22 protein-coding genes and 1 pseudogene are annotated in these 22,608 nt (G+C 74.2%); 8 read left to right on the top strand and 15 right to left on the bottom strand.

The window, feature by feature from the left end:
* Positions 1–39: 39 nt before the first annotated feature.
* The 3 genes from cbbX to GEV43_RS28355 form a co-directional block, all read right to left on the bottom strand.
* On the bottom strand, positions 40–1,035 hold the full coding sequence (cbbX, locus tag GEV43_RS28365; RefSeq protein ID WP_241683073.1) for a CbbX protein: 996 nt from the start codon (positions 1,033–1,035) through the stop codon (positions 40–42).
* Between the two features lie 254 nt (positions 1,036–1,289).
* Complete coding sequence (locus tag GEV43_RS28360; RefSeq protein WP_160823311.1) at positions 1,290–1,718, bottom strand: ribulose bisphosphate carboxylase small subunit; 429 nt, start codon at positions 1,716–1,718, stop codon at positions 1,290–1,292.
* Positions 1,718–3,151 (bottom strand): form I ribulose bisphosphate carboxylase large subunit, encoded by a 1,434-nt coding sequence (locus GEV43_RS28355; protein WP_160823310.1) that lies wholly within the window; start codon positions 3,149–3,151, stop codon positions 1,718–1,720. Before GEV43_RS28355 ends, GEV43_RS28360 begins: the two co-directional genes overlap by 1 nt.
* Positions 3,152–3,350: 199 nt before the next feature.
* On the opposite strand from GEV43_RS28355, the gene GEV43_RS28350 reads away from it, so the two are divergent.
* Together GEV43_RS28350 and GEV43_RS28345 are read left to right on the top strand one after the other, a co-directional pair.
* Positions 3,351–4,235 (top strand): LysR substrate-binding domain-containing protein, encoded by an 885-nt coding sequence (locus tag GEV43_RS28350; RefSeq protein WP_160823309.1) that lies wholly within the window; start codon positions 3,351–3,353, stop codon positions 4,233–4,235.
* A 34-nt stretch (positions 4,236–4,269) separates the two neighbouring features.
* A complete protein-coding gene (locus tag GEV43_RS28345) occupies positions 4,270–5,451 on the top strand; it encodes a trans-acting enoyl reductase family protein (RefSeq protein ID WP_160823308.1) in 1,182 nt (393 codons plus the stop codon).
* Here the strand turns inward: GEV43_RS28345 and GEV43_RS28340 are convergent.
* Together GEV43_RS28340 and GEV43_RS28335 are read right to left on the bottom strand one after the other, a co-directional pair.
* Positions 5,420–6,610, bottom strand: a complete 1,191-nt coding sequence (locus GEV43_RS28340) for a GAF domain-containing sensor histidine kinase (RefSeq protein ID WP_309239877.1) — start codon at positions 6,608–6,610, stop codon at positions 5,420–5,422. The genes GEV43_RS28345 and GEV43_RS28340 overlap by 32 nt on opposite strands.
* Positions 6,607–7,263, bottom strand: a complete 657-nt coding sequence (locus GEV43_RS28335; protein ID WP_160823307.1) for a response regulator transcription factor — start codon at positions 7,261–7,263, stop codon at positions 6,607–6,609. Before GEV43_RS28335 ends, GEV43_RS28340 begins: the two co-directional genes overlap by 4 nt.
* A gap of 181 nt (positions 7,264–7,444) precedes the next feature.
* Here GEV43_RS28335 and GEV43_RS28330 point away from each other — a divergent pair, with 181 nt between their 5' ends.
* Both GEV43_RS28330 and GEV43_RS51225 read left to right on the top strand, forming a co-directional pair.
* Positions 7,445–8,104 carry a phosphoribulokinase gene (locus GEV43_RS28330; RefSeq protein ID WP_241683916.1) on the top strand — a complete coding sequence of 220 codons (660 nt, stop codon included), beginning with the start codon at positions 7,445–7,447 and terminating at the stop codon, positions 8,102–8,104.
* Positions 7,999–8,394 (top strand): hypothetical protein, encoded by a 396-nt coding sequence (locus tag GEV43_RS51225; RefSeq protein WP_241683072.1) that lies wholly within the window; start codon positions 7,999–8,001, stop codon positions 8,392–8,394. The genes GEV43_RS28330 and GEV43_RS51225 overlap by 106 nt, the downstream gene beginning before the upstream one ends.
* A gap of 187 nt (positions 8,395–8,581) precedes the next feature.
* Here GEV43_RS51225 and GEV43_RS28325 read toward each other — a convergent pair whose 3' ends face one another.
* From GEV43_RS28325 to GEV43_RS28300, 6 genes are all read right to left on the bottom strand, one after another.
* Positions 8,582–9,682, bottom strand: a complete 1,101-nt coding sequence (locus GEV43_RS28325; RefSeq protein ID WP_160823306.1) for a potassium channel family protein — start codon at positions 9,680–9,682, stop codon at positions 8,582–8,584.
* A gap of 60 nt (positions 9,683–9,742) precedes the next feature.
* Positions 9,743–10,087 (bottom strand): hypothetical protein, encoded by a 345-nt coding sequence (locus tag GEV43_RS28320; protein WP_160823305.1) that lies wholly within the window; start codon positions 10,085–10,087, stop codon positions 9,743–9,745.
* Between the two features lie 56 nt (positions 10,088–10,143).
* On the bottom strand, positions 10,144–10,602 hold the full coding sequence (locus GEV43_RS28315; protein WP_160823304.1) for a peroxiredoxin: 459 nt from the start codon (positions 10,600–10,602) through the stop codon (positions 10,144–10,146).
* Positions 10,603–10,738: 136 nt separating this feature from the next.
* A complete protein-coding gene (locus tag GEV43_RS28310; RefSeq protein WP_160823303.1) occupies positions 10,739–11,167 on the bottom strand; it encodes a DUF3052 domain-containing protein in 429 nt (142 codons plus the stop codon).
* Positions 11,168–11,402: 235 nt separating this feature from the next.
* Positions 11,403–11,810, bottom strand: a complete 408-nt coding sequence (locus GEV43_RS28305; RefSeq protein ID WP_160823302.1) for a YjbQ family protein — start codon at positions 11,808–11,810, stop codon at positions 11,403–11,405.
* Positions 11,811–11,890: 80 nt separating this feature from the next.
* Complete coding sequence (locus GEV43_RS28300; RefSeq protein ID WP_160823301.1) at positions 11,891–12,091, bottom strand: DUF1918 domain-containing protein; 201 nt, start codon at positions 12,089–12,091, stop codon at positions 11,891–11,893.
* A gap of 327 nt (positions 12,092–12,418) precedes the next feature.
* Between GEV43_RS28300 and aceE the strand changes: the two are divergent.
* A pseudogene (aceE, locus tag GEV43_RS28295) lies at positions 12,419–15,207 on the top strand (pyruvate dehydrogenase (acetyl-transferring), homodimeric type).
* Between the two features lie 251 nt (positions 15,208–15,458).
* On the opposite strand, the gene GEV43_RS28290 reads toward aceE, so the two are convergent.
* The 3 genes from GEV43_RS28290 to GEV43_RS28280 form a co-directional block, all read right to left on the bottom strand.
* Positions 15,459–15,938 carry a VOC family protein gene (locus GEV43_RS28290; RefSeq protein WP_241683071.1) on the bottom strand — a complete coding sequence of 160 codons (480 nt, stop codon included), beginning with the start codon at positions 15,936–15,938 and terminating at the stop codon, positions 15,459–15,461.
* Positions 15,826–16,836, bottom strand: a complete 1,011-nt coding sequence (locus GEV43_RS51220; RefSeq protein ID WP_309239876.1) for a YafY family protein — start codon at positions 16,834–16,836, stop codon at positions 15,826–15,828. The genes GEV43_RS28290 and GEV43_RS51220 overlap by 113 nt, the downstream gene beginning before the upstream one ends.
* Positions 16,837–17,240: 404 nt before the next feature.
* Entirely contained in the window at positions 17,241–18,197 is a 957-nt protein-coding gene (locus GEV43_RS28280) for an alpha/beta fold hydrolase (RefSeq protein ID WP_160823299.1), read from the bottom strand.
* 53 nt (positions 18,198–18,250) lie between these two features.
* Between GEV43_RS28280 and GEV43_RS28275 the strand changes: the two genes are divergently transcribed.
* Positions 18,251–19,408, top strand: a complete 1,158-nt coding sequence (locus GEV43_RS28275) for an SUKH-4 family immunity protein (protein WP_241683069.1) — start codon at positions 18,251–18,253, stop codon at positions 19,406–19,408.
* Between the two features lie 47 nt (positions 19,409–19,455).
* Here the strand turns inward: GEV43_RS28275 and GEV43_RS28270 are convergent, their stop codons facing one another.
* Positions 19,456–20,487 carry a PHP domain-containing protein gene (locus tag GEV43_RS28270; protein WP_160823297.1) on the bottom strand — a complete coding sequence of 344 codons (1,032 nt, stop codon included), beginning with the start codon at positions 20,485–20,487 and terminating at the stop codon, positions 19,456–19,458.
* A gap of 84 nt (positions 20,488–20,571) precedes the next feature.
* Here GEV43_RS28270 and GEV43_RS28265 point away from each other — a divergent pair, with 84 nt between their 5' ends.
* Positions 20,572–21,675 carry a sensor histidine kinase gene (locus tag GEV43_RS28265; RefSeq protein WP_241683068.1) on the top strand — a complete coding sequence of 368 codons (1,104 nt, stop codon included), beginning with the start codon at positions 20,572–20,574 and terminating at the stop codon, positions 21,673–21,675.
* Between the two features lie 178 nt (positions 21,676–21,853).
* Complete coding sequence (locus GEV43_RS28260) at positions 21,854–22,555, top strand: response regulator transcription factor (protein ID WP_160823296.1); 702 nt, start codon at positions 21,854–21,856, stop codon at positions 22,553–22,555.
* Positions 22,556–22,608: the final 53 nt, after the last annotated feature.

The raw sequence follows: 22,608 nt of genomic DNA, 5'->3' as shown, positions 1-22,608 counted from the left end.
ACTAAGACATGCGGGGGCGCATCCCCTGATCGGATGTGATCACGGTCGCACCGCGGTGAAGACGCGGCTGGCGAGGAAGTCGTCCGGGAGCAGGGTGGTGAGGTCGTCGCGGTCCACCTCGCCGCCGCGCGCGAGCAGGCGGCTGGCGTGGCGGAGCCGGGCCCGCTCGATGGCGTTGCGGACGGACCGGGCGTTGGCGAACCGGGGCCGCCCGCGGCGCCGCTCCAGGTAGTCGCGGAACACCGGCGCGGTCTCGGGGGCGAGGCGGTACCCCTCGCGCTCCATCATCAGATGGCCGATCGCCTCCAGCTCGCCGGTCTGGTAGTCGGGGAAGTCGATGTGGTGGGCGATCCGCGAGCTCATCCCCGGATTGGACGAGAAGAACGAGTCCATGCGGTCCTTGTAGCCCGCGAGGACGACGACCAGGTCGTCGCGCTGGTTCTCCATGACCTGGAGCAGGATCTCGATGGCCTCCTGCCCGTAGTCGCGCTCGTTCTCGGCCCGGTAGAGGTAGTACGCCTCGTCGATGAACAGCACGCCGCCCATCGCCCGCTTCAGCACCTCCTTGGTCTTCGGCGCGGTGTGCCCGACGTACTGCCCGACCAGGTCGTCGCGGGTCACCGAGACCAGGTGGCCCTTGCGGACGTACCCGAGGCGGTGGAGGAGCTCGGCGAGCCGTACGGCGACGGTGGTCTTCCCCGTGCCGGGGCTGCCGGTGAAGCACATGTGCAGGTTGGGACGGCCCGAGTCGATGCCGTAGCGGGCGCGGACCCGGTCCACGAGCAGGAGCGCGGCGATCTCGCGGATGCGGGTCTTCACCGGGGCGAGCCCGACCAGTTCGGCGTCGAGCGCGTCGAGGACCTCGTCGGCCTGGGATTCGGCACGTTCCTTTTCGAGGTCCACGCGCGCGCCCGCGGGAAGCGGCTCGTCCGGCGGAGGCTCCCCCGGCGCTCCCCCGGCGCGGGAGTCACCGGACGGCTCCGCCTGGGAACCGTTCTCAGCCGAACGCATCCCGAACCCCAGTCTTTCGCTCAACGCTCTCCCTCTTCCCCATGTCCTGTGCCTGTCTCCGTGAACGGCGAGCACCGTCCCGCGAACGGCGAGCACCGCCCGCAGCGCGCACCGTCCCGTGAGGGGCGGGCACCGCCCATAGCGGGCGCCGTCCCGCGAACGGTGGCGGGTCCGTTCGCGGGACGCGGCGCCTCGCGGACCGCGGCCGGGCCGTCCGCCCGGCCGCGGCGCGGGCCGTTCGCGAACGGCCGCGGGGCCGGGCGGGGCCCCGCGGCCGGTCACTCCCCTCGCGCGTACCGCTCGCCCTCAGGACGGTCGAGCGCGTACGGGTGGGTCCTGTAGCGGATGCGCCGGTCGCCCGCCTCCTCGCGGTCAAGGCGGAAGCCGGGCTCCTCGGCCGGGCGCTGGACGATGAACGACAGCGCCGTGGTCTGCCGCCCGTAGCGGGCGTCGTAGGCGTTCAGCCGGACGTAGCGCCCCGGGTACGCCTTGCGGCACTCCTTGATCTCCATCAGCACGCCCGCCGGGTCCGTCAGGTCGAACATCGGCAGCCCCCACATCTCCCAGTACGAGTTGCGCGGGTGCGGGTCGTCGGTGAACTCGATCGAGCAGGGCCAGCCCTGGTCCAGCGCGTACGCGACCTGCTTGGCGATCTCCTCGTCGGAGAGCTCGGGCAGGTAGGAGAAGGTGCCTTGGGTGATCCTCATCAGATGCTCACAGGGGTCTCGACGACGTCGGGGGTGTCGGTGGACTCGTAGGTGAACGTGACGTCGCCCCAGGTGGACAGCGCGACGTCGAGCTCGCGGCTCTGCTTGGCCGCGGCGCGCAGGATGTCGGGGCCCTCGGCCATGAAGTCGCGGCCCTCGTTCCGCGCCTTGATCATCGCCTCCAGCGCGACCCGGTTGGCGGTGGCGCCCGCCGCGATGCCCATCGGGTGCCCGATCGTCCCGCCGCCGAACTGGAGGATCACGTCCTCGTCCAGGTAGTGCAGGAGCTGGTGCATCTGCCCGGCGTGGATGCCGCCGGACGCGACCGGCATGGTGCCCGGCAGCGAGGCCCACTCCTGGTCGAAGTACAGGCCCTTCACGGGGTCGGCGGGCGTGCGGTCCAGCCGCAGCGTGTCGTAGTAGCCGGCGACGCTGTTCGGGTCGCCCTCCAGCTTCCCGACGACCGTCCCGGCGTGGACGTGGTCGACCCCGGCCAGCCGCATCCACTTGGCGATCACGCGGAAGTTGACGCCGTGGTTCTTCTGCCGCGTGTAGGTGGAGTGCCCGGCGCGGTGCAGGTGCAGCAGGACGCCGTTCGCCCGCGCCCAGTGCGCCATCGACTGGATCGCGGTGTACCCGACCGTCAGGTCGATCATGACGATGACGCTGCCGAGTTCCTTGGCGAACTCGGCCCGCTCGTACATCGCCTCCATCGTCCCGGCGGTGACGTTGAGGTAGTGGCCCTTGATCTCGCCGGACGCGGCCTGCGCCCGGTTGACGCCCTCCATGCAGTACAGGAACCGGTCCCGCCAGCGCATGAACGGCTGGGAGTTGATGTTCTCGTCGTCCTTGGTGAAGTCCAGGCCGCCGCGCAGCGCCTCGTACACCACCCGGCCGTAGTTGCGGGCGCTGAGGCCGAGCTTCGGCTTGACGGTCGCGCCGAGCAGCGGGCGGCCGAACTTGCCGAGGTACTCGCGCTCCATCACGATCCCGTGCGCGGGCCCCTGGAACGTCTTGACGTAGTGGGTCGGGATCCGCATGTCCTCCAGGCGCAGCGCCTTCAGCGCCTTGAACCCGAAGACGTTCCCGATGATGGACGACGTCAGGTTCGCGATCGACCCCTCCTCGAACAGGTCGAGGTCGTAGGCGATGTAGGCGATGAACTGGCCCTCCTGCCCCGGGACGGGCTCCACCCGGTAGCACTTGGCCTGGTAGTTCTCGTACGAGGTGAGGCGGTCAGTCCAGACCACCGTCCAGGTCGCGGTGGACGACTCGCCCGCCACGGCCGCGCCCGCCTCCTCGGGCGGCACGCCCGGCTGCGGGGTGATCCGGAAGGCGGCGAGGATGTCGCTGTCCTTCGGCTGGTAGTCCGGACGCCAGTAACCCATCTCCGCGTACGGGATCACGCCCGCCGACCATCTGCCCGCGCTCATCGCCGCTCTCCTAATCCGTTGGCCGCTCCAGGCCGCGGGGCACCGCCCGGAAGGCGGCATGCCCAGGGGAAGGGGGTGCCCCGCGGGCCCGGTCAGGTGGAACCGTGGACGCCCCGACTCTGCCTCCGCGATACTTGCGATGTCCATCAAGTGTTCTACGGCGACCGTCAAGCGTTCCTTTCAACGAGGAGGCCGGGGCATGACCGAGGGACGGCTCCGGACGTTCGTCGCGCTCGCCGACACCGGCTCGGTGCGCGCGGCGGCGGCCCGGCTGTACGTGACCGAGTCGGCGGTGTCGGCGGCCGTGGCCGCCCTGGCCCGCGACCTCGACGTCCCGCTCGTCCAGCGCGTCGGGCGGGGCGTGCGCCTCACCCCGGCCGGGACGGTCTACGCGGCGTACGCCCGCCGGGTCCTCGGCCTGCTCGAACAGGGCCGGGCGGCGGCGCGGGGCGCGGCCGACCCGGCGCGCGGGCCGCTGCGCCTCGCCGCCGTGACCACGGCCGCCGACCAGGTGCTGCCCGCGCTGCTCGCCTCGTTCCGCGCCCGCTGGCCGGAGGTGGACCTCGCGCTGGAGGTCGGCCCGCGCCGGCACGTGTGGCGGAGCCTCGCCGCGCACGAGGCCGACCTCGTCCTCGCGGGCCGGCCGCCGGGCGACCTCGCCGCGACCGTCCTCGCCCTGCGCCCGAACGAGCTGGTCGTGGTCGGCGCCCCGGACCTCGCGGCGGGCTTCGCGCTGCCCTCGACGCCGTGGGTGATGCGCGAGCCGGGCTCGGGCACCCGCGCGACCGCCGAGGCGTACCTCGCCGAGCACGACGTCGCCCCGCCGCGGCTCGTCCTCGGGTCGAACGGCGCGGTCGTCGCGGGCGCGGCGGCCGGCCTCGGCGTCGCGCTGATCTCCCGCGACGCGGTCGGCGGCGAGCTGCGCGCCGGACGGCTCGTCGTGATCGACTCCCCGGGCACGCCCCTGGACCGGCCCTGGCACGCCGTCGCCGGTCCCGCGCCCACCGCGACGACCCGCCTGTTCGTCCAACACCTGCTCCAGGCTCCCCACTGGACGGCTCCCCCGCGCCCGTCCCGGCAGTGACAGAATCGGATTCGAAACCGTGAGAGGGGCATCCATGACCGCGGACCGTCCGTACGACGTCGTGCTGTTCGGCGCGACCGGCTTCACCGGCGGGCTGACCGCCGAGTACCTGGCGAGGAACGCCGGCCCCGGGACCCGGTGGGCGCTCGCCGGGCGCGACCGGGCGAAGCTGGAGGCCGTGCGCGACCGGCTCGCCGGGATCGAGCCCGCGCTGGCCGAGCTCCCGCTGCTGCACGCCGACGTCACCGACACCGCGTCGCTCGACGCCATCGCGGAGGCGGCGCGGGTGGTGGTCACGACGGTCGGGCCGTACGCGCGGTACGGCGAGCCGCTCGTCGCCGCGTGCGCGCGGGCGGGCACCGATTACGCGGACCTGGCCGGAGAGCCGACGTTCGTGGACCGGATGTACGTCAGGTACCACGAGCAGGCCGTACGGACCGGCGCGCGGATCGTGCACGCGTGCGGGTTCGACTCGATGCCGCACGACCTCGGCGCGTACTACACGGTCAAGCGGCTGCCCGAGGGCGTGCCGCTGCACGTGGAGGGCTTCGTGCGGGCGCGCATGACGCCGTCGGGCGGCACGCTGCACTCGGTCATCGGGATCTTCTCCGACGTGGCCGGGATGCTGCGCGCCGAGCGCGAGCGCCGCGAGGCCGAGCCGGCCCCGGCGGGCCGCCGGGCGCGGATGTCGCGGCGCCCCGTCCCGAAGGCGAAGGTCGGGGACGGGTGGACGCTGCCGCTCCCGACGCTGGACCCGCAGGTCGTGGTCCGTTCCGCGGCGGCGCTCGACCGGTACGGCCCCGACTTCACCTACGGGCACTACATCGCGCTCAAGCGGCTGGCGCAGGCGGGGGGCATGGCGGTGGGCGCGGGCGCGGTGCTCGCGCTCGCGCAGCTCCCGCCGACGCGGGCGCTGCTGCGGCGGCTCGGCACGGCGGGCGAGGGGCCGTCGCCCGAGCGGCGGGCCGAGTCCTGGTTCAGCGTGACGTTCGTCGGCGAGGGCGGCGGGCGGCGCGTCGTCACGGAGGTCGCGGGCGGCGACCCCGGCTACGACGAGACGGCCCGGATGCTCGGCGAGGCGGCCCTGTGCCTGGCGCACGACGACCTGCCCGCGACGGCGGGCCAGGTCACCACCGCGCAGGCCATGGGCGACGCGCTGATCGAACGGCTCCGGCGGTCGGGCCTCACCTTCCGGGTCCGGTCCGAACGGGGATGACGGCCTCGACCTTCGTCCCCGCGCCCGGACGGCTCGTGACGGCGACGCGCCCGCCGAGCAGCTCGGCGCGTTCGGCCATGCCGCGCAGGCCGTAGGTGTCGGGGCGGCGGCCGGGGGCGAACACGTCGCGGATCGAGAAGCCGTCGCCGTCGTCGCGGACCGTGAGCCGCACCCGGTCGCGGTCGTGCTCCAGCAGCAGGTCGACGCAGCCGGCGCGCGCGTGGCGCAGGCTGTTGCCGACGGCCTCCTGCGCGATCCGGTACAGCGCGGTCTGCACGTGGTCGGGCAGCGCGCACTCCAGCTCGCCGGTGACGGTCACCGTGACGTCGATCGGCTTGGCGGGGCCGGGCGCGCCCGGCGGGACGGACGCGACGCGCGCGGCGGACGGGGCGCCGGCCTCGCGGGCGAGGGCGGCAAGCGCGGCGGGCAGCCCGAGGTCGTCCAGGACGGGCGGGCGCAGGCCGCCGATCGCGGCGCGCGTCTCCGCCGCGACCAGGTCGCACAGCGTCCGCGACAGCATGATCTGGGCGAGCGCCTCGGGATGGTGCTCCGGCAGGGCGCGTTCCGCGGCGGACAGGTGGAACCCGAGGCTCGCGAGCCGCTGCGCGATGCCGTCGTGGATCTCGCGGCTCAGCCGGGAGCGCTCCGCCTCCTGCGCCTCGACGGCGCGCTCGGCGAACCGTTCGGCGGCCGACTCGCGCTCCTGCGCGGTGCGCAGCCTGCGGCACGACCACAGCACCGGGGCGAACAGGTCGGCGAGCGCGGCGACCAGCGCGACGTCCTCGGGCGGGCACGGCCCCGCGGACCGGACGTCCAGGACGGCGATCGTGGCGTTCCCCGCGTGCACGGGGAGCGCGGCGCCGCGCCCGTCCGCGTGCGAGCGGGCGCGGCCGTGCGCGGCGACCCAGCCCACGTCGCCCTCGCCGAGGGGGACGGGCGGCCCCGACCACTCCATGGCGCGCTCGTCCTCGTCCAGGACGTACACGTCGCAGAACGTCAGGGCGCGGGCGGAGCGGACCACCAGCCCGGCGAGGTCGTCGGCCATCCGGGGCAGCGTCCGGTCCGAGCACGCCGCCGCGACGATCCGCACCAGCAGGTCCCGCCCGCGTCCCGCGAGCAGCTCCAGGGCGTCCGGCGCGCCGTCCATGGCGGCGGTCACCGGAACAGCCCCTCGCGCAGCGCGACGGCCACCGCCGCCGAACGGTCCGCGACCTCCAGCTTGCGGTACAGGGCCCGCAGGTGGCTCTTGACCGTCTCCTCGCTCAGTACGAGCCGCGCCGCGATCGCCTTGTTGGACAGCCCGCCCACCAGCAGCGACAGCACCTCGCTCTCGCGCTGCGTGAGGCCGCGCCCGGCGCCCGCCCAGAACTCGCCGCGCGTCAGCCGCGCCGCCGTGACCGCCATCCGGCCCGCGAGGGTCGGGTCCACGACGGTCTCGCCCTGCGCGACCTCCTCCAGCCGCCGGACGAGCTCCGGCCCGTCCACCCGTTTCAGCAGGTAGCCGCCCGCGCCCGCGCGCAGGGCCTCGAAGACGTACTGCTCGTCGTCGTACACCGACAGGAACACCACCCGCGACTCGGGGACCCGGGCCGTCAGCGAGCGGCACAGGTCCAGCCCGCTCTCCGGCCCGAGCCGCACGTCCAGCAGGACGACGTCGGGCCGGAGCGCGGTGACCAGCCGGGTGGCCTCCGCGCCGCCGCCCGCCTGCCCCACCACGCGCACGCGCCCGGCGAAACCGGCCAGCATCGCCTGGAGGCCGGCGAGGATCATCTCGTGGTCGTCGACCAGGACGACGCGTACGGGGGCACTCATCCCGGCACGATAACAACCGCAAGCTACTCGTCAGTAGCCCCGGCTGGGCAAGGGCTCCGGGCTTTTCACCCCCCTCCTCACCCGGTTGGGGGACGATCCCGGCCCCGGCCGCGCCTACCGTCCGTTGCGACAGCCGGAAGCCGCAGGACGGAGGAGCCAGGTGCCCCATCGGATCGTGCATATGCTCCGGGCGCGCGGAAAGGGCCGCCGCCCCGTCATGCTCGCCATCGCCGGGGACAGCGCGGCGGGCAAGACGACACTGACCAGGGGGCTCGTGCGGTGTCTGGGGGCGGACCGGATGACCGCGGTCTGCGTGGACGACTACCACCGCTACGACCGCGAGGAACGGGCGGGAAAGCCGTTCACGGCGCTGCACCCCGACTGCAACCACATCGACATCATGGAGCAGCACCTCCAGCTGCTGTCCATGGGCGAGCCGATCCTGAAGCCGGTGTACGACCACGCGACCGGGCGCCTCGTCCGGCCGGAACTGGTCCAGCCGAAGGACTTCGTGATCGTGGAGGGCCTGCTGCCGCTGCACACCCGGCTCGCCCGCGCCTGCTTCGACATCACGGTCTACCTCGATCCGCCCGAGCCCCTGCGGCACTCCTGGAAGGTCGGCCGCGACTGCGCCAAGCGCGGCTACACCCCGAGCAGGTCAGGGCCGAGCTGGACCGCAGGGAGCCCGAGAGCGCCGCCTACATCCGGCCCCAGCGCCGCTGGGCCGACATCGTGGTGCGGTTCGCCCCGGTCGCGGGCCGCGGCGACCCGCCCGGCACGCCCCTGTCCGCCGAGCTGCTGCTGCGCCCCACCATCGACCACCCCGAGCTGGGCGAGGTGATCGAGGGCGCCGCGCTCGGCGACGCGACGGCCATGCACCTGCGCCTGCACCGCGACGACGACGGCCGCCCGGTGGACGCCCTGCACGTGCACGGGTACGTCTCGCCGGAGGAGTCGTCGGTGGTCAAGAAGGCGATCTGGGAGCGGCTCGGCCCCCGCGCCGGGGAGGGCGGCCTCACCCCCGAGGCCCTGGGCCGCTACGGCGAGGCCGACACCAGCGACCCCCTGGCGATCACCCAGCTCCTCCTGCTCTACCACCTGCTGGACGCCGACCACCGCCAGGCCGCCTGACCGCGCTCTGGCGGCGCACTCCGCGGGCGCGCGGGGAGGCCCCGGGACCCCTCCTTCCGGTTCCGGGCCGCGTGCGCCGCGGTCGCCAGGAGGGCATCACATGGGCGCGTGGGTGCCCTCCTGGCTCTCCCACCCCGGTACGGCCCGTGCCGGATCCCGTCCGAGCGCGCACGCGGCCCGGACGGGATCAGCCGACGCGTTCGCCCCCGGCGCCGGCTCCGGCGGCCGCGTCCAGCTCGTTCCAGGGGATCTCCGGGCGCTCGGGCGCCACGATCGCCAGGGACTGCCCGCCGCGGACGGTCTCCCCCGGCTCGGCGGCCAGCCGGAACCGGGCGTTCGGCCGGTGCGACTCGCCGACCGCGAGCAGCGTGCCGCCCCGCCGCAGCAGGAAGATCGCCAGGTCGAGGCGCGGCCACTCCCCCGCCCCCTCCGGCACGTCCACGCGGAACAGGGTGGAGTCGGCGTCGAGCGTGCTGGCCAGGTTGTGGTAGATCGCGGCGACGCCCGGGTTGCGGATCGCGACCGCGACCACCGCCGGGTCGTCCACGTCCACCGGCTCGATGTCGGGGCCGACCAGCCCGAGCGCCTCGGTGATCTCGGCGCGCCGGCCCCCGTCGCGCAGCCCGGCCAGCAGGTGGACGGGCGGCGAGCCGTGCCGCCGCAGGTAGGCGACCACGCCGAGCATCACCCGGACGGTCTCGTCGTCGGTGCGGCCGACCACGAGGACGGTCCGCGCGTGCTCCAGGCAGGCCCGCTCGTACGCGGTGCCGTCGAACGCGACCACGTCGTAGAGCCCCGGATCGGGGTTCTCGCCGGGAAGCTGGCCCGGCCAGAACACCGTCACGACGGGCGTCTTCTCGTACGCGGGGTCGGCGCGGAGCTGGCCGATGACGGCGCGCAGCCCCTCGCGCTCGTAGCCGACGGCGACGACGTGGCGCCGGTGGTGCAGAGTGGCCTGGCCGTTGGCCTTCAATGTCCTGCCCTTCGCCATCCAGAGCGTCAGCTCCGCGAACAGCACGAGGCCGGCGGTCAGCCCGGCCATGATCACGATCGCGCCGCCGATCCGGCCGCCCGCGGAGGTCGGGAACAGGTCGCCGTAGCCGGTGGTGGTGCCGCTGACGAAGAAGTACCAGAGGTAGTGGTGCGGCTGCTTGATCTTCGACCCGGACGGCTCGAAGACCGCGATCAGCACCCAGCCCGCGGCGAACGCGGCCGCCAGCACCAGGGCCGGGGCCCGCCAGGAGCGCTCGGCGATCCGGTGGACGAGGCGCAGGAGGACGAACGGCATCGGCTCCCCGTCTCGTGCTCGCGAACGTTCCGGGCAGCGTCCCAGGTCAGAAAACGGACGTCAAGGACGTCTACGGAGGACCCGGGTGAGCGCGGCGGCGACCTCCTCGGACAGCCCGCCGTCGCCGGGCGGCGCGCCGGAGCGGACGAGGCCCGCGGAGTCGGCGGGCCCCGCGGGGACGGCCTCGCGGGTGTGGCCGCAGTCGCGGCACTCGATCTCGCCGAGGCGGCTCACCAGCGCGGTGGAGCCGCAGGCCGCGCAGCCGTCGAGGTCGGCCGCCCAGTCGCGGCCGGACTGGCAGCCGGGGCAGACCAGCACCTGGCGGTCCGCCCGGACCCCGCGCCGCCACGGGCTCGCGCCGCGCGAGGGGTCGGTCTGCCGCGCCCCGCAGCGGAAGCAGGGCATCACACCTCCAGGGGTGCGGGGGCCGGGTCCGGACGGCCGGACCCGGTCCGGTTCGCTCAGAGCGAGGCGAGCGCCTTGCGGTACTCGCCGATGTCGCGCGCGTCCGGGATCGCGTTCACGACCTTCCAGCGGACGACGCCCTCGGTGTCGATGATGAAGGTGCCCCGGCGGGCCAGGCCCTTCTCCTCGTCGAAGACGCCGAACCGGTCGGCCACGCCGCCGTGCGGCCAGAAGTCCGACAGCAGCGGGAACTGGTACTTCTCCTGGTCGGCCCAGGCCCGCAGGGCGAACACCGAGTCGACCGACACGGCGAGCACCTGGACGTCGTCGCCGCCCAGGGTGGGCAGCTCGTCCCGGATGGTGCACAGCTCGCCCGTGCACACGCCGCTGAACGCCAGCGGGTAGAACACGAGGACGACGTTCTTCTTCCCACGGAAGTCCGACAGCTTGACCGGCGTGCCGTGCTGGTCCTTCAGCTCGAAGTCCGGTGCGCTGTCGCCTACCTCAACCGCCAATGCCTCTCCCGGGGATCGTCCCCGCCCGCGGGCGGGGGAACGGTCGCCTCCCACGGCCGTGGAAGGCGTCACCAGTCTGCCACCACCCGCGCGAAGGCCCCCCGGCGGCCGGGCCGCCCGCCGGGGACCTCGAAGCCTACTTGCGCACCTTCGGCGCGACCAGGCGCGTTCCGGACCACTCCTTGGCCGCGCTCACACTGCTCGTCTGCGACAGGCCGGCCGTCTGGGCCGCCTCGCCGATGTCGCTGGGCTCCACGTGCCCGTCCCGGCCCGCCTTGGGCGTCAGCAGCCAGATCTGGCCACCGCCGGTGAGGGGGATCATTGCGTCGGTCAAGCCCTCGAACAGGTCGCCGTCCTCCTCGCGCCACCACAGCAGCACGACGTCGACCACGTCCTCGTAGTCCTCGTCGACCAGCTCGTTCCCCGTGACGGCCTCGACGGAGCCGCGAAGCTCCTCGTCGACGTCGTCGTCGTAGCCGATCTCCTGCACCACCTGGCCCGCCTTCAGGCCGAGCCGTTCGGCCAGGCTGCGCTCAGACTGCGCCTGACCCGCGGTCGCGCTCACGAAAGTCCTCCCATTGTCGGTAGTCCGCACGGTGCCGTTCCCGGCCCCCCGGGACGGGGTGGCCCGCCCGCACCTGTGCGGCGTTTGCGGGACAGTCCACACAAGCGAGGGGCCCTCGCGCAAGTGTCTTCCCCGCTTTTGGTGGGCTCATTGGCCCAAATACGCAGGTGGTCGTCACAGGACACCCACCGAGCGTAACAACCGGCGCTCGTCCCGCAAGGCGGCCGCATCCCGCTCAGCCCGCGAGGAACGACAACCGTACCTGCCTGCGCGGGTTGTCGACGTTGAGGTCGACCAGCGCCACCGACTGCCACGTCCCGAGCGCGAGCCGCCCGTCGAGGACGGGGATCGTCGCGTACGGGGCGATCATCGCGGGCATCACGTGCGTGCGGCCGTGGCCGCGCGAGCCGTGGGCGTGCCGCCAGCGCCCGTCGGCGGGCAGCAGGTCGCCGAGCGCGGCGAGCAGGTCGTCGTCGCTGCCCGCGCCCAGCTCGATCAGCGCGACGCCCGCCGTGGCGTGCGGGACGAACACGTGCAGGAGCCCGTCCCCGCCCTGCTCGGCGGCGAACCTCCCGCACTCGGGCGTGAGGTCGTGCACGGCCTCGGCGGTACCGGTGGTCACCTCGACCACGGTGCTCTTCATGCTCCCCTGTCTACCCGATCGGCACGCGGGCATCCCTCGCCGCCCCCGATCGGCCCGGGGCGCCCGTCGCCGCCCCGCGCTCACCGCCCGGCGGGGGCCTCCGGGGACTCGATCACCGCGTCCGGGCCCGGGTAGACCAGGCGCGTCGCGCCGTCCTCGAAGCGGACCACGTAGGGCGGCGCGCCCTCCGGCCCGCGCACCTCGACGATCTCTCCCGACCTGTCCGGCTGCCCGACGACGTTGCCGTGGACGTGCAGCCGGTCTCCGACCGTTGCGTTCATCTCTTCCCCAGCCTCGTGCGGCCCGCCGGGGCCGGGCGGGCGCGGCCTGTCGTCCGTTCTCCCTCCCCACCTTGGTACGGCTCGCGCTCCCCGTCGAGGGGGGCGGCGGGACGCACCGGATCCATGCCGAAAAAACGGCGCCGGAGGGGTCGGCACCGCCGTTGACCGGGGAGAATGGTTACCGGTTGGTAGAGATGCGTTAGCCGTCATAAACGGCGACGATGGATCAACAACCAGCGGCGACGAACCGCCGTCACCGAGACCGCCGGCCGCCCGCGGGGCGTCCGGGGCCTCACCAGCAAAGTCGGTAAGCACAGAGGGGATCCCGTGGCTTCCGGACGTCAACGCTTTTCGATCATCAGCGACGGCCTGCCGAGCCAGTTGCCTGACATCAACCCGGACGAGACCCGGGAATGGCTGGAATCGCTCGACACGGTCATCAAGACCGAGGGGCGCGGCAGGGCGCGCTACGTGATGCTGCGGCTCCTCGAACGGGCCCGCGAGCAGCAGGTGGGGGTTCCCGCCCTGCGCAGCACGGACTTCATCAACACGATCCCGCCGGAGCACGAGCCCTGGTTCCCCGGCGACGAGCACATCGAGCGGCGCATCCGCGCCTACATCCGCTGGAACGCGGCGATCATGGTGTCGCGGGCCAACCGCCCCCAGCTCGGCGTCGGCGGCCACATCGCCACCTACGCCTCCGCCGCCTCCCTCTACGAGGTCGGCTTCAACCACTTCTTCCGCGGCAAGGACCACGGCGAGTCGGGCGACCAGGTGTTCTTCCAGGGCCACGCGGCCCCGGGCATCTACGCGCGCGCCTATCTCGAGGGCCGGATGCCGGAGGACAAGCTCGACGGGTTCCGGCAGGAGCAGTCGCACCCGGGCGGCGGCCTGTCCTCGTACCCGCACCCGCGGCTGATGCCGGACTTCTGGGAGTTCCCCACGGTCTCGATGGGGCTCACCGCGATCGACTCGGTCTACCAGGCCCGGTTCAACCGCTACCTCTACAACCGCAAGATCAAGGACACCTCCCGCTCGCACGTGTGGGCGTTCCTCGGCGACGGCGAGATGGGCGAGCCCGAGTCGCTCGGCGCGATCGGCCTGGCCGCCCGCGAGGAGCTCGACAACCTGACCTTCGTCGTCAACTGCAACCTCCAGCAGCTCGACGGGCCGGTGCGCGGCAACGGCAAGATCATCCAGGAGCTGGAGTCGTTCTTCCGCGGCGCCGGCTGGAACGTGATCAAGGTCGTCTGGGGCCGCGACTGGGACCCGCTGCTCGCCCAGGACGCCGATGGCGTGCTGGTCAACAAGATGAACACCACGCCGGACGGGCAGTTCCAGACGTTCACCGTGGAGTCCGGCGAGTACATCCGCGACAAGTTCTTCGGCGACGACCCGCGGCTGCGCAAGATGGTGCAGCACCTGTCGGACGACGAGCTGCGCAAGCTGTCGCGCGGCGGCCACGACTACCGCAAGGTGTACGCGGCGTTCAAGAGCGCCCGCGAGCACGTCGGCCAGCCGACGGTGATCCTCGCCCACACCATCAAGGGCTGGACGCTCGGGTCCGACTTCGAGGCCCGCAACGCCACCCACCAGATGAAGAAGCTGACCAAGGCCGAGCTGAAGGAGTTCCGGGACCGGCTCTACCTGGACATCCCCGACTCGGCCCTGGAGGGCGAGCTGCCGCCCTACTACCACCCGGGCGAGGACTCCGACGAGATCCAGTACATGCGCGAGCGCCGCGCGGCCCTCGGCGGGTTCCTGCCGAAGCGGGTCGTGCGGGCCAAGCCGCTCAAGCTGCCCGGCGAGCCGGTGTACGCCGAGCTGCGCAAGGGCTCGGGCAAGCAGAACATCGCCACCACCATGGCGTTCGTCCGGCTGCTCAAGGACCTGATCAAGGACGAGAACATCGGCGCGCGGTTCGTCCCGATCGCGCCGGACGAGTACCGCACCTTCGGGATGGACTCGCTGTTCCCGACGTCCAAGATCTACTCGCCGCACGGGCAGACCTACGACGCGGTGGACCGCAAGCTGCTGCTGTCGTACAAGGAGGCCGAGAGCGGCCAGATGCTGCACGAGGGCATCAGCGAGGCCGGCTCGATGGCCTCGACGATCGCCGCGGGCACCGCGTACGCCACGCACGGCGAGCACATGATCCCGGTCTACATCTTCTACTCGATGTTCGGGTTCCAGCGGACCGGCGACCAGATGTGGGCGCTCGGCGACCAGATGGGCCGCGGGTTCCTGCTCGGCGCGACGGCGGGCCGCACCACGCTGACCGGCGAGGGCCTCCAGCACGCCGACGGGCACTCCCCGCTGATCGCCGCGTCCAACCCGGCGTGCGTGCACTACGACCCGACGTTCGCGTTCGAGCTGGCCCACATCGTCAAGGACGCGCTGCGCCGCATGTACGGCTCGTCCGAGGAGCACCCGGACGGCGAGGAGGTCTTCTACTACCTCACCGTCTACAACGAGCCCTACCAGCAGCCCGCCGAGCCCGACGACCTCGACGTGGACGGCCTGCTCAAGGGCCTGTACCGGCACCGGGCCGCGCCGGAGAACACGGCCGGCAACGGCCAGTCGCCCAAGGCGCAGATCCTCGCCTCCGGCGTCGGCGGCCGGTGGGCCCTGGAGGCCCAGCGGCTCCTCGCCGAGGACTGGGGCGTGTCGGCGGACGTCTGGTCGGCCACGTCGTGGAACGAGCTGGCCCGCGAGGCCGCCGCGTGCGACGAGTGGAACCTGCTCAACCCCGACGCCGAGCAGCGCGTCCCCTACGTGACGCGCACGCTCGACAACGTCGCGGGCCGATCGTCGCCGTGTCCGACTACATGCGCGCCGTACCCGACCAGATCGCGCCCTGGGTGCCCGGCGACTTCACGTCCCTCGGCACCGACGGGTTCGGGTTCTCCGACACCCGCGCCGCGGCCCGCAGGTTCTTCCACGTGGACGCGGCGTCGATCGTGCTGGCCGTCCTCACGCGGCTGGCGCGGCACGGCGAGATCAAGCCCGAGACGCTCCAGCAGGCGATCGACAAGTACCGCCTCGGCGACGGCGTCAGCGACGTGTTCGCGGGCGGCGTCGGCAGCGCCGAGAGCAACACGGGCGGCGACGCCTAAGGCGGACCGCCGATCCCGTCCGTTCCACCGGGGCGGCGGCGAGGAGCGCGGAGGTGTAGGCCGCACTCCCCCGCCGCCCTTCGCCCGCCCCCCACCCGCACGCCGAGACAAGCAGCCCCACCCCGCACCCCCGCAGGGCTGTGCCCGCCAGGAGACCGAGCGCCCGCAGGGCCGAACAGGCGCGCCCGGATGGAGCGCCCATGCCGGAACGGGCGCGTGCCCGGCCGGAGCGCCCCGCAGGAACGGCCCCATCAGGAGACCGGGTGCCCGCAGGCCCGGGCGCCTGCGGGGCCGGGCGTACGTGGAAAACGGACCGGCCACGAGACCGGGCCCGCCGGGAGGCCGGGCGCCCGCGGGGCCGGGGCATCCGGGAAGGGCGGGCCGCCTGCGGGGCCGGGGTCCCTGGAGACCGGAGCGGACGCTCCCGCGGGGCCGGGTCGGTCAGGGGGTCGGGGTGTGAAGACGCCGAAGCGGTTGCCCGACGGGTCCTCCAGGTAGGCGAACGTCAGGCCGTCCTCGGTCGTACGGGCCGGGACGGCGACCTTGCCGCCGTGGCGCTCGGTGTCGGCGCAGGCGGCGCCGACGTCCTCGACGAGCACGACGAACAGCGCGTGGTTGTCAGCGGCGTCGCCGGTGTGCTGGACGCCGCCGCTCGGCCGCTCGGCCCCCGGGTAGGTGATCAGGTCGTAGCCGTCCTCGTCGGGGTCGAGCGTGAACCGCCAGCCGAACATGTCGCCGTAGAAGCGGCGGGCCTCCTTCGGGGCGTCGGTGCCGACCTGGAACCAGGCGACGGTGTTGAACGCGGGCACTGTCATCGGTCTCCTCCATCTGAACGCTCCGTACGGCGCCGCCGCCGCACGGGACCGATGTTCGAACAGATGTGCGACAACCCTGTGTCGGTGTTTCCGAACGGATCCGGTTGTCAGACGAATTCGAGGGGCGGACGACGTAGTCGGGCGGGGCGCCGTCGTCCATGGCGTCGGCGGCGCGTTCGGGGGCGGTCTCGTCGAGCAGGACGGCGCGGCGGACGCGGTCGGTGCGGAAGATGCGGCAGCCGCCCCGCATCCGGCACCAGGCGGTCAGGTACCACCCGTTGGCGGAGGCGGTGAACGCGACGGGCTCGACGTCGCGTTCGGTCTCGGCGCCGTCGCGGTCGACGTAGCCGAGGCGGACGACTCGGCGGGTCGAGACGGCCTCCTCCAGGACGGCGGGGACGGACGCGGGGTCGCCGCGCCCGGCGGGGGTGAGAAAGCGGATGCGGGCCGCGAGCTCGCGGGCCGACGCGCTGTCGGTCGCCGACATCGCCGCCACGATCTTGTGGAGGGCGGTGCGCGCGGACCGGGAGAACGGCGAGCCCTCGGCCCGGCCCAGCGTGATCGCGACGGCGACCGCCTCGGCCGGGGTGAAGTTGAGCGGGGGCAGCGTGCGGCTCTTGTCGAGGGTGTAGCCGCCGCCCCGGCCCACGTCGGCGAAGACCGGCACCCCGGCCTGCTGAAGCGCGCCGATGTCGCGCTCGATCGTGCGGACGCTGACCTCGAAGCGCGCGGCCAGCTCGCGCGCGCTGGCCCGCCGGGGCGCGCGGGCCCGCAGCTCCTCCACCAGGGCGTACAGACGGTCGGTACGGTTCACGCCGCGACCGTACGCGCCGCCTCTGACATTCCCGCGCCGCCGGGGCCGGGCCGCGTCCGCCCGGCGCGCCGCCGGGGCGGGTGACGCGTCGGCCCAGCGAGGCGGCGGGGCGGCGGGGCGGGGAACGCGCCGCCGCAGACGGGGACGCGGCGCCGCCGCGGGCGGGGACGCGCCAGCCCAGCGCACCGCCGGGCGGGGACGCGCCGCCACGAGCGGGGACGCCCGGCCCGGCGCGCCGCCCGGGGCGAAGGTCGCGCCGGCCCAGCGCGGCGACAGCGGCCAGCGGGCGGTGGCGGTCAACGGGACGGCGGCGGTCAGCGAGCGACAGCGGTCCGCGGGACGGCGCCGGCCCAGCCGAGTGCCGCCGCGGGTGGGGATGCGCGCGGGCGGTGGGGCGGTGGAGGTCAGAGGGCGTGCAGGAAGTTGAGGAGGGCCTCGTTGACCTCGGCGGGGCGCTCCTGCTGGGTCCAGTGGCCGCAGCCGGGCAGCCAGACCACCTCGCGCAGGTTGGGCACGAAGTCGCCCATCCGCTCGATGCCCTCGCGCGCGCCCGGCGCGGCGACCACCAGGTCGCGGTCGCCCGCGACGTAGAGCGCGGGCGGGGAGATCGGGGCGCGGTGCCAGGCGGTGGTGAGCTCCCAGTTGCGGTCGAGGTTGCGGTACCAGTTGACGGGCCCGGTGAAGCCGCTGTGCTCGTACTCGGCGACGAGCGTCTCGACGTCGTGCTCGGTGAGCCAGCCGGGGAGCTTGCCCGGCTCGGGGCAGGCGTCCAGGAACCCGCCGCCCTCCGGGACGATCGGCGCGAGCCCGGGGCCGTCGCCGGACGCGGCGTACAGCATCCGGCGGAACGTGGCGGCGCGGTCGCGGTCGAACTCGGCCTCGGGGACGTCCGGCCGCTGGAAGTGGACCATGTAGTAGCCGTCGCCGATGCGCTCGCGCATGACGGCGACGGGGGGCCGCGAGGTGCGCGGGCGGTGCGGGACCGACAGCGCGACGACACCGCGCACCTTGTCGGGCCGGAACTGCGCGACCGCCCAGGCGACCGGCGCTCCCCAGTCGTGGCCGACGACGACGGCGCGGTCGGCCCCGAGCGGCCGGACGAGCCCGGCGGCGTCCCCGGCCAGGTGCAGGATCGAGTACTGCGAGACCTCGCCGGGGCCGCCCGTGCGGGCGTAGCCGCGCTGGTCGGGGGCGACGGCGTGGAAGCCCGCCTCGGCGAGGGCGCTGAGCTGGTGCCGCCACGAGTACCAGCACTCGGGGAACCCGTGCAGCAGCAGCACGAGAGGGCCTTCGCCCGCCTCGGCGACGTGCATCCGCAGGCCGCTCTCGGACTCGACGAAGCGGTGCCTGATCTCGGCCATCGGGACCCCTCGGTGCTCGGCTGCCCCCACGCTAGCCGGTCCGGGCCCCGCGCATGATCGGCATCCCGGATCGTTCACCTGGAACGGTCCCGTCCCGGGCTGGGACACCTGCCAGACTCTCCCTGGCACACCTTCGAGGACGGTCCGCCGCCCCCGGGCCGCGCAGAGTGAGGGGCAGGGATGTACGACGGCGGTCAGGGCGCCGGGCCGCACCCGGGCGGGCCGTCCGCGGAACGGCCGTCGGTCGGGGCGGGCAACACCCTCGCGGTCACCTACCGGGACGCCCGGGGCGAGGAGGCGTACCTGGCGAAGCCGTCGGGCCGGGCCTGCCCGCACCGTTCTGGCAGGTGTGGGAGGAGCTCCAGCGGATCGGGGTGCCGGCGGCGTCGGTGACGGCGGTCCACTCGGAGCTGGAGCCGTGCCGCCTGCCGGGCTGCTACTGCGATCCGCTGCTGCGGCGGTTCGGCTTCCCCGGCGCGGAGATCTCGTTCGGGCAGCCGTACGGCACCACCCCGGGGGAGCGTGCGGCGGCGGTCGCGGCGGTCGCGGACCGGGCGGCGGCGCTGGCGAAGCTGGTGGGGCAGCCCGTCCCGCCGCGGGCGCGGCCCGTCCCGCCGCCCGCCGGGGAGCCCGCCGCGCCTCCGGTGGACGGCGCGCGGCTCGGCCAGGTGCTCGCCGCGACGTTCGGGCACGACCAGGTGCAGCGCTACCACCCGGACGAGCTGGCGCGGGCGGGCGTCCTCCAGGGCCAGGAGCTGACGCTGGTGTCGGCGGGCCTGCCGGCCCGGATCCCGTACCTGTTCCAGGCGTGGTCGGTGGTGCCGGTGCCCGAGCGGCTCCGGGCACGTGGCAGCCCGCTGCCGCCCGAGGCGCTCGGACGGCTCGACTCGCTCGTCACGCTCGGCGGCGACGGGCACTGCGTGATCGGGATGCTGGTCTCCGGCCCGCCGCACCTGCTCGGCGGGCTCTGGGCGGTCGATCCGGACCTCGGGACGACGCGGTTCGTCAGCAGCGGCGCGGCGGTGTTCGCGCGGATGCTGGCGGTGCTGACGCGCGGGCGGCAGCGGATGCGCGGGCTCGACCCGTACGCGGCGGGCGAGGTCGTCGAGCGCCTGCAAGGGCAGCTCGCGAGCATCGACCCGCCCGCGTTCCACGGCGAGGACAACTGGTGGCCGCTGCTCGTCGAGCAGATGTGGAACGGCCTGCTGTGACCCGCGGCCGTCCGACCCGGCGCGTACGGGGCCGGGGCCGGGGCCGGTCAGGAGCGCTTGGCGCGCGTCCAGGCCAGCAGGTCGTCCACCGGGAGGGTGTTGACGACGCGGTCGGCGGGGACGGCGCAGCGCGCGGCCCGGTCGCAGCCGTACGACTGCCAGTCGAGCTGGCCGGGCGCGTGCGCGTCGGAGTCGATCGCGAAGCGGCAGCCCGCCTCGACGGCCGGGCGGAGCAGGCGCTTCGGCGGGTCCTGGCGCTCGGGCCGGGAGTTGATCTCCACGGCGACGTCGTAGGCCGCGCAGGCGTCCAGCACGAGCGCGGCGTCGAACTCCGACTCGGGCCGCAGCCCGCCGCGGCGGCCCCCGGCCTTGACGATGCGGCCGGTCAGGTGGCCGAGGACGTTGACGCGCGGGTCGGCGACGGCGGCGACCATCCGCCGGGTCATCGCCACGCGGTCCATCCGGAGCTTGGAGTGCACGCTCGCCACGACCACGTCGAGCCGTTCGAGCAGGGCCGGGTCCTGGTCCAGGGAGCCGTCGTCGAGGATGTCGACCTCGATGCCGGTCAGGATCCGGAACGGCGCGAGCTCCTCGTTCAGCTCGGCGACGGCGTCGAGCTGGCGGCGCAGCCGGTCGGCCGACAGCCCGTTGGCGACCTTGAGGCGCGGCGAGTGGTCGGTCAGCGCGATGTACTCGTGGCCGAGCGAACGGGCCGTCTCGGCCATCTCCCGGATCGGCGACCCGCCGTCCGACCAGTCGCTGTGCGTGTGCAGGTCGCCCCGCAGGGCGGAACGGAGCGCGGCGGCGGCCCGGTCGGCGGGCTCGCCCCCGGTCGCCTCCAGGCGCCGCAGGTAGACGGGGGTTTCCCCGCGCAGCGCCTCCTCGATCACCAGGGCGGTGACCTTGCCGATCCCGGGCAGGTCGGTGAGCGTTCCGTCGCCGGCGCGGCGTTGCAGCTCGTCCGCGGGCGTCCCGGACGCGACCTCGGCGGCCTTGCGGAACGCGCGCACCCGGTAGGACGGTTCGAGCGCGCGCTCCAGCAGGAACGCGATCCGGCGCAGTGCCTCGACGGGATCCACGGCCTGGACAGTACCCAGGTATGACCCGCCCGTCGCACCCCGGTGTCATTCGGGCGCCTCTCCGCCGTCTCTAGCCTTGGGCGTATGAGCAGCCCAGAACAGGTCCAGCGGCCCGGCACGATGCTCCGGGCGCTGGCGCGCGGCGTCCTCGCCGCGGCCGTCACGGGGCGGGCCGACCCCGTCCCGGCGAACCGGCCCTGGCCGCTGCCGCTGCGCTGGACCCGGTTCGTCGGCGTCGGGCGCCTGCCGTACGGGCTGGTGGTCAACCTGGTCGGCGCCGCGCTGACCGTGGCCCTGGTCGCCGGGTCGTACTCGCTGCTCGTCACCGAGACCACCAAGCGGGGGCTGGACGTCGGCGGCGGGACCCTGATGCTGACGGCGGTCGCGGTCACCCTCCCGCTCGCGCTGCGCGACCTGTACCCGCTCGGGGCGATGCGGCTGAGCTTCGTGGCGATGGCCCTGGTGGACGTCAGCGACTGGCTGACGGTGCCGTACGTCCCGGCGGGGACGTTCACCGCGATGGTGTGCCTCTACACCGTGGCGGTGCGCTGCTCGCGCGACATCACGCTCGGCGTCGGGATCATCTGCTTCGTCGGCATCTGGGTCAAGAGCCCGTCGCAGGCCGCGGGCGGGTCCCTGCTGCTCCTGCTGCCGCTGGTCGTCGGCTACGCCCTGCGGCTGCGGCAGACGTCCAGGCGCGAGCTGGCCGAGCAGGAGAAGCGCCACCAGGACGCCGAGGCGGTGCTGACCGAGCGGCAGCGGATCGCCCGCGAGCTGCACGACGTCGTCGCCCACCACATGTCGATGATCGCGATCCAGGCCGAGGCCGCCCCGTACAAGGTCGCCGACGTCCCGGACGAGACGCGCAGGGACCTGGCCGAGATCCGCTCGACCGCGCTCGACGCGCTGACCGAGATGCGGCGCATCCTCGGCGTGCTGCGGTCGGAGGACGGCGCGCAGACCGCCCCGCAGCCCGACCTGGACCGCCTGGACGACCTGATCGCCGGGGCGCGCGGCACGGGCCTGGACGTGTCCACCCGGCTGGAGGGCGACCTGTCCGGCGTCCCCCAGGGCGTGGGGCTCACCGCGTACCGGATCCTCCAGGAGGCGCTCAGCAACGCCATGCGGCACGCCCCCGGCTCGCGGGTGACGCTCGAAGCGGCCCGCGGGACGGCGTACTCTGGCTGACCGTCGTCAACGGGCCCCCGGGCGCGGGCCACCGCCCGACCCCGTCGCCGCCCGGTGCCGGGCACGGCCTCGTCGGCATGCGCGAGCGGGCGGTGATGCTGGGCGGCGAGCTGAAGGCCGGGCCCACGCCAGAGGGAGGATTCGCCGTGTCCGCCACGCTGCCCGAGAGGAAGACCACGTGACGGTCCGCGTCGTGATCGTCGACGACCAGGGGATGGTGCGCACCGGGTTCGGGGTGCTGCTGAACGCCCAGCCCGACATCGAGGTCGTCGGCGAGGCGGTGAACGGCGAGGAGGGCCTCGCCCGGATCGCCGAGCTGCGCCCCGACGTCGTCCTGATGGACGTGCGGATGCCCGTCCTGGACGGCCTGGAGGCGACCCGCCGCCTGCTCGCGGACACCGGCGAGGGCGCAGGCGCGGGGACGGGCGAGGGCGCGGGCGCCGAGGCGCCGAAGGTGCTGATGCTGACCACGTTCGACCTCGACGACTACGTCTACGAGGCGCTGCGGGCGGGGGCGAGCGGCTTCCTGCTCAAGGACGCCTCGGCGAACGAGCTGGCCGACGCCGTACGGGTCGTGGCGGCGGGCGACGCGCTGCTGTCGCCGTCGATCACCAGGCGGCTGATCGCGGAGTTCTCCCGGCTCGGCGCGCCGCGCGCGCCGTCCCGCAAGCGGCTGGACGAGCTGACCGAGCGCGAGACCGAGGTGCTCGCCCTCGTCGCCCGCGGCCTGTCCAACGGCGAGATCGCGCGGGAGCTGGTCGTCGCCGAGCAGACCGTCAAGACCCACTTCGGCCGCGTGCTGATGAAGCTCGGCCTGCGCGACCGGCCCCAGGCGATCGTCTACGCCTACGAGGTGGGCCTCGTCCGCCCCGGCGACTGAGCCGGCCCCCGCGAGGGCCCCGAGAGAGCCCCGGGAGACCCGGCGGCCCCCGG

Origin of the sequence: Actinomadura sp. J1-007 (genome assembly GCF_009793335.1) — a bacterium.
In the GTDB taxonomy this organism is placed as follows: Bacteria; Actinomycetota; Actinomycetes; order Streptosporangiales; family Streptosporangiaceae; genus Spirillospora; species Spirillospora yumaensis.
This window is presented reverse-complemented; position numbering and strand designations above follow the sequence as displayed.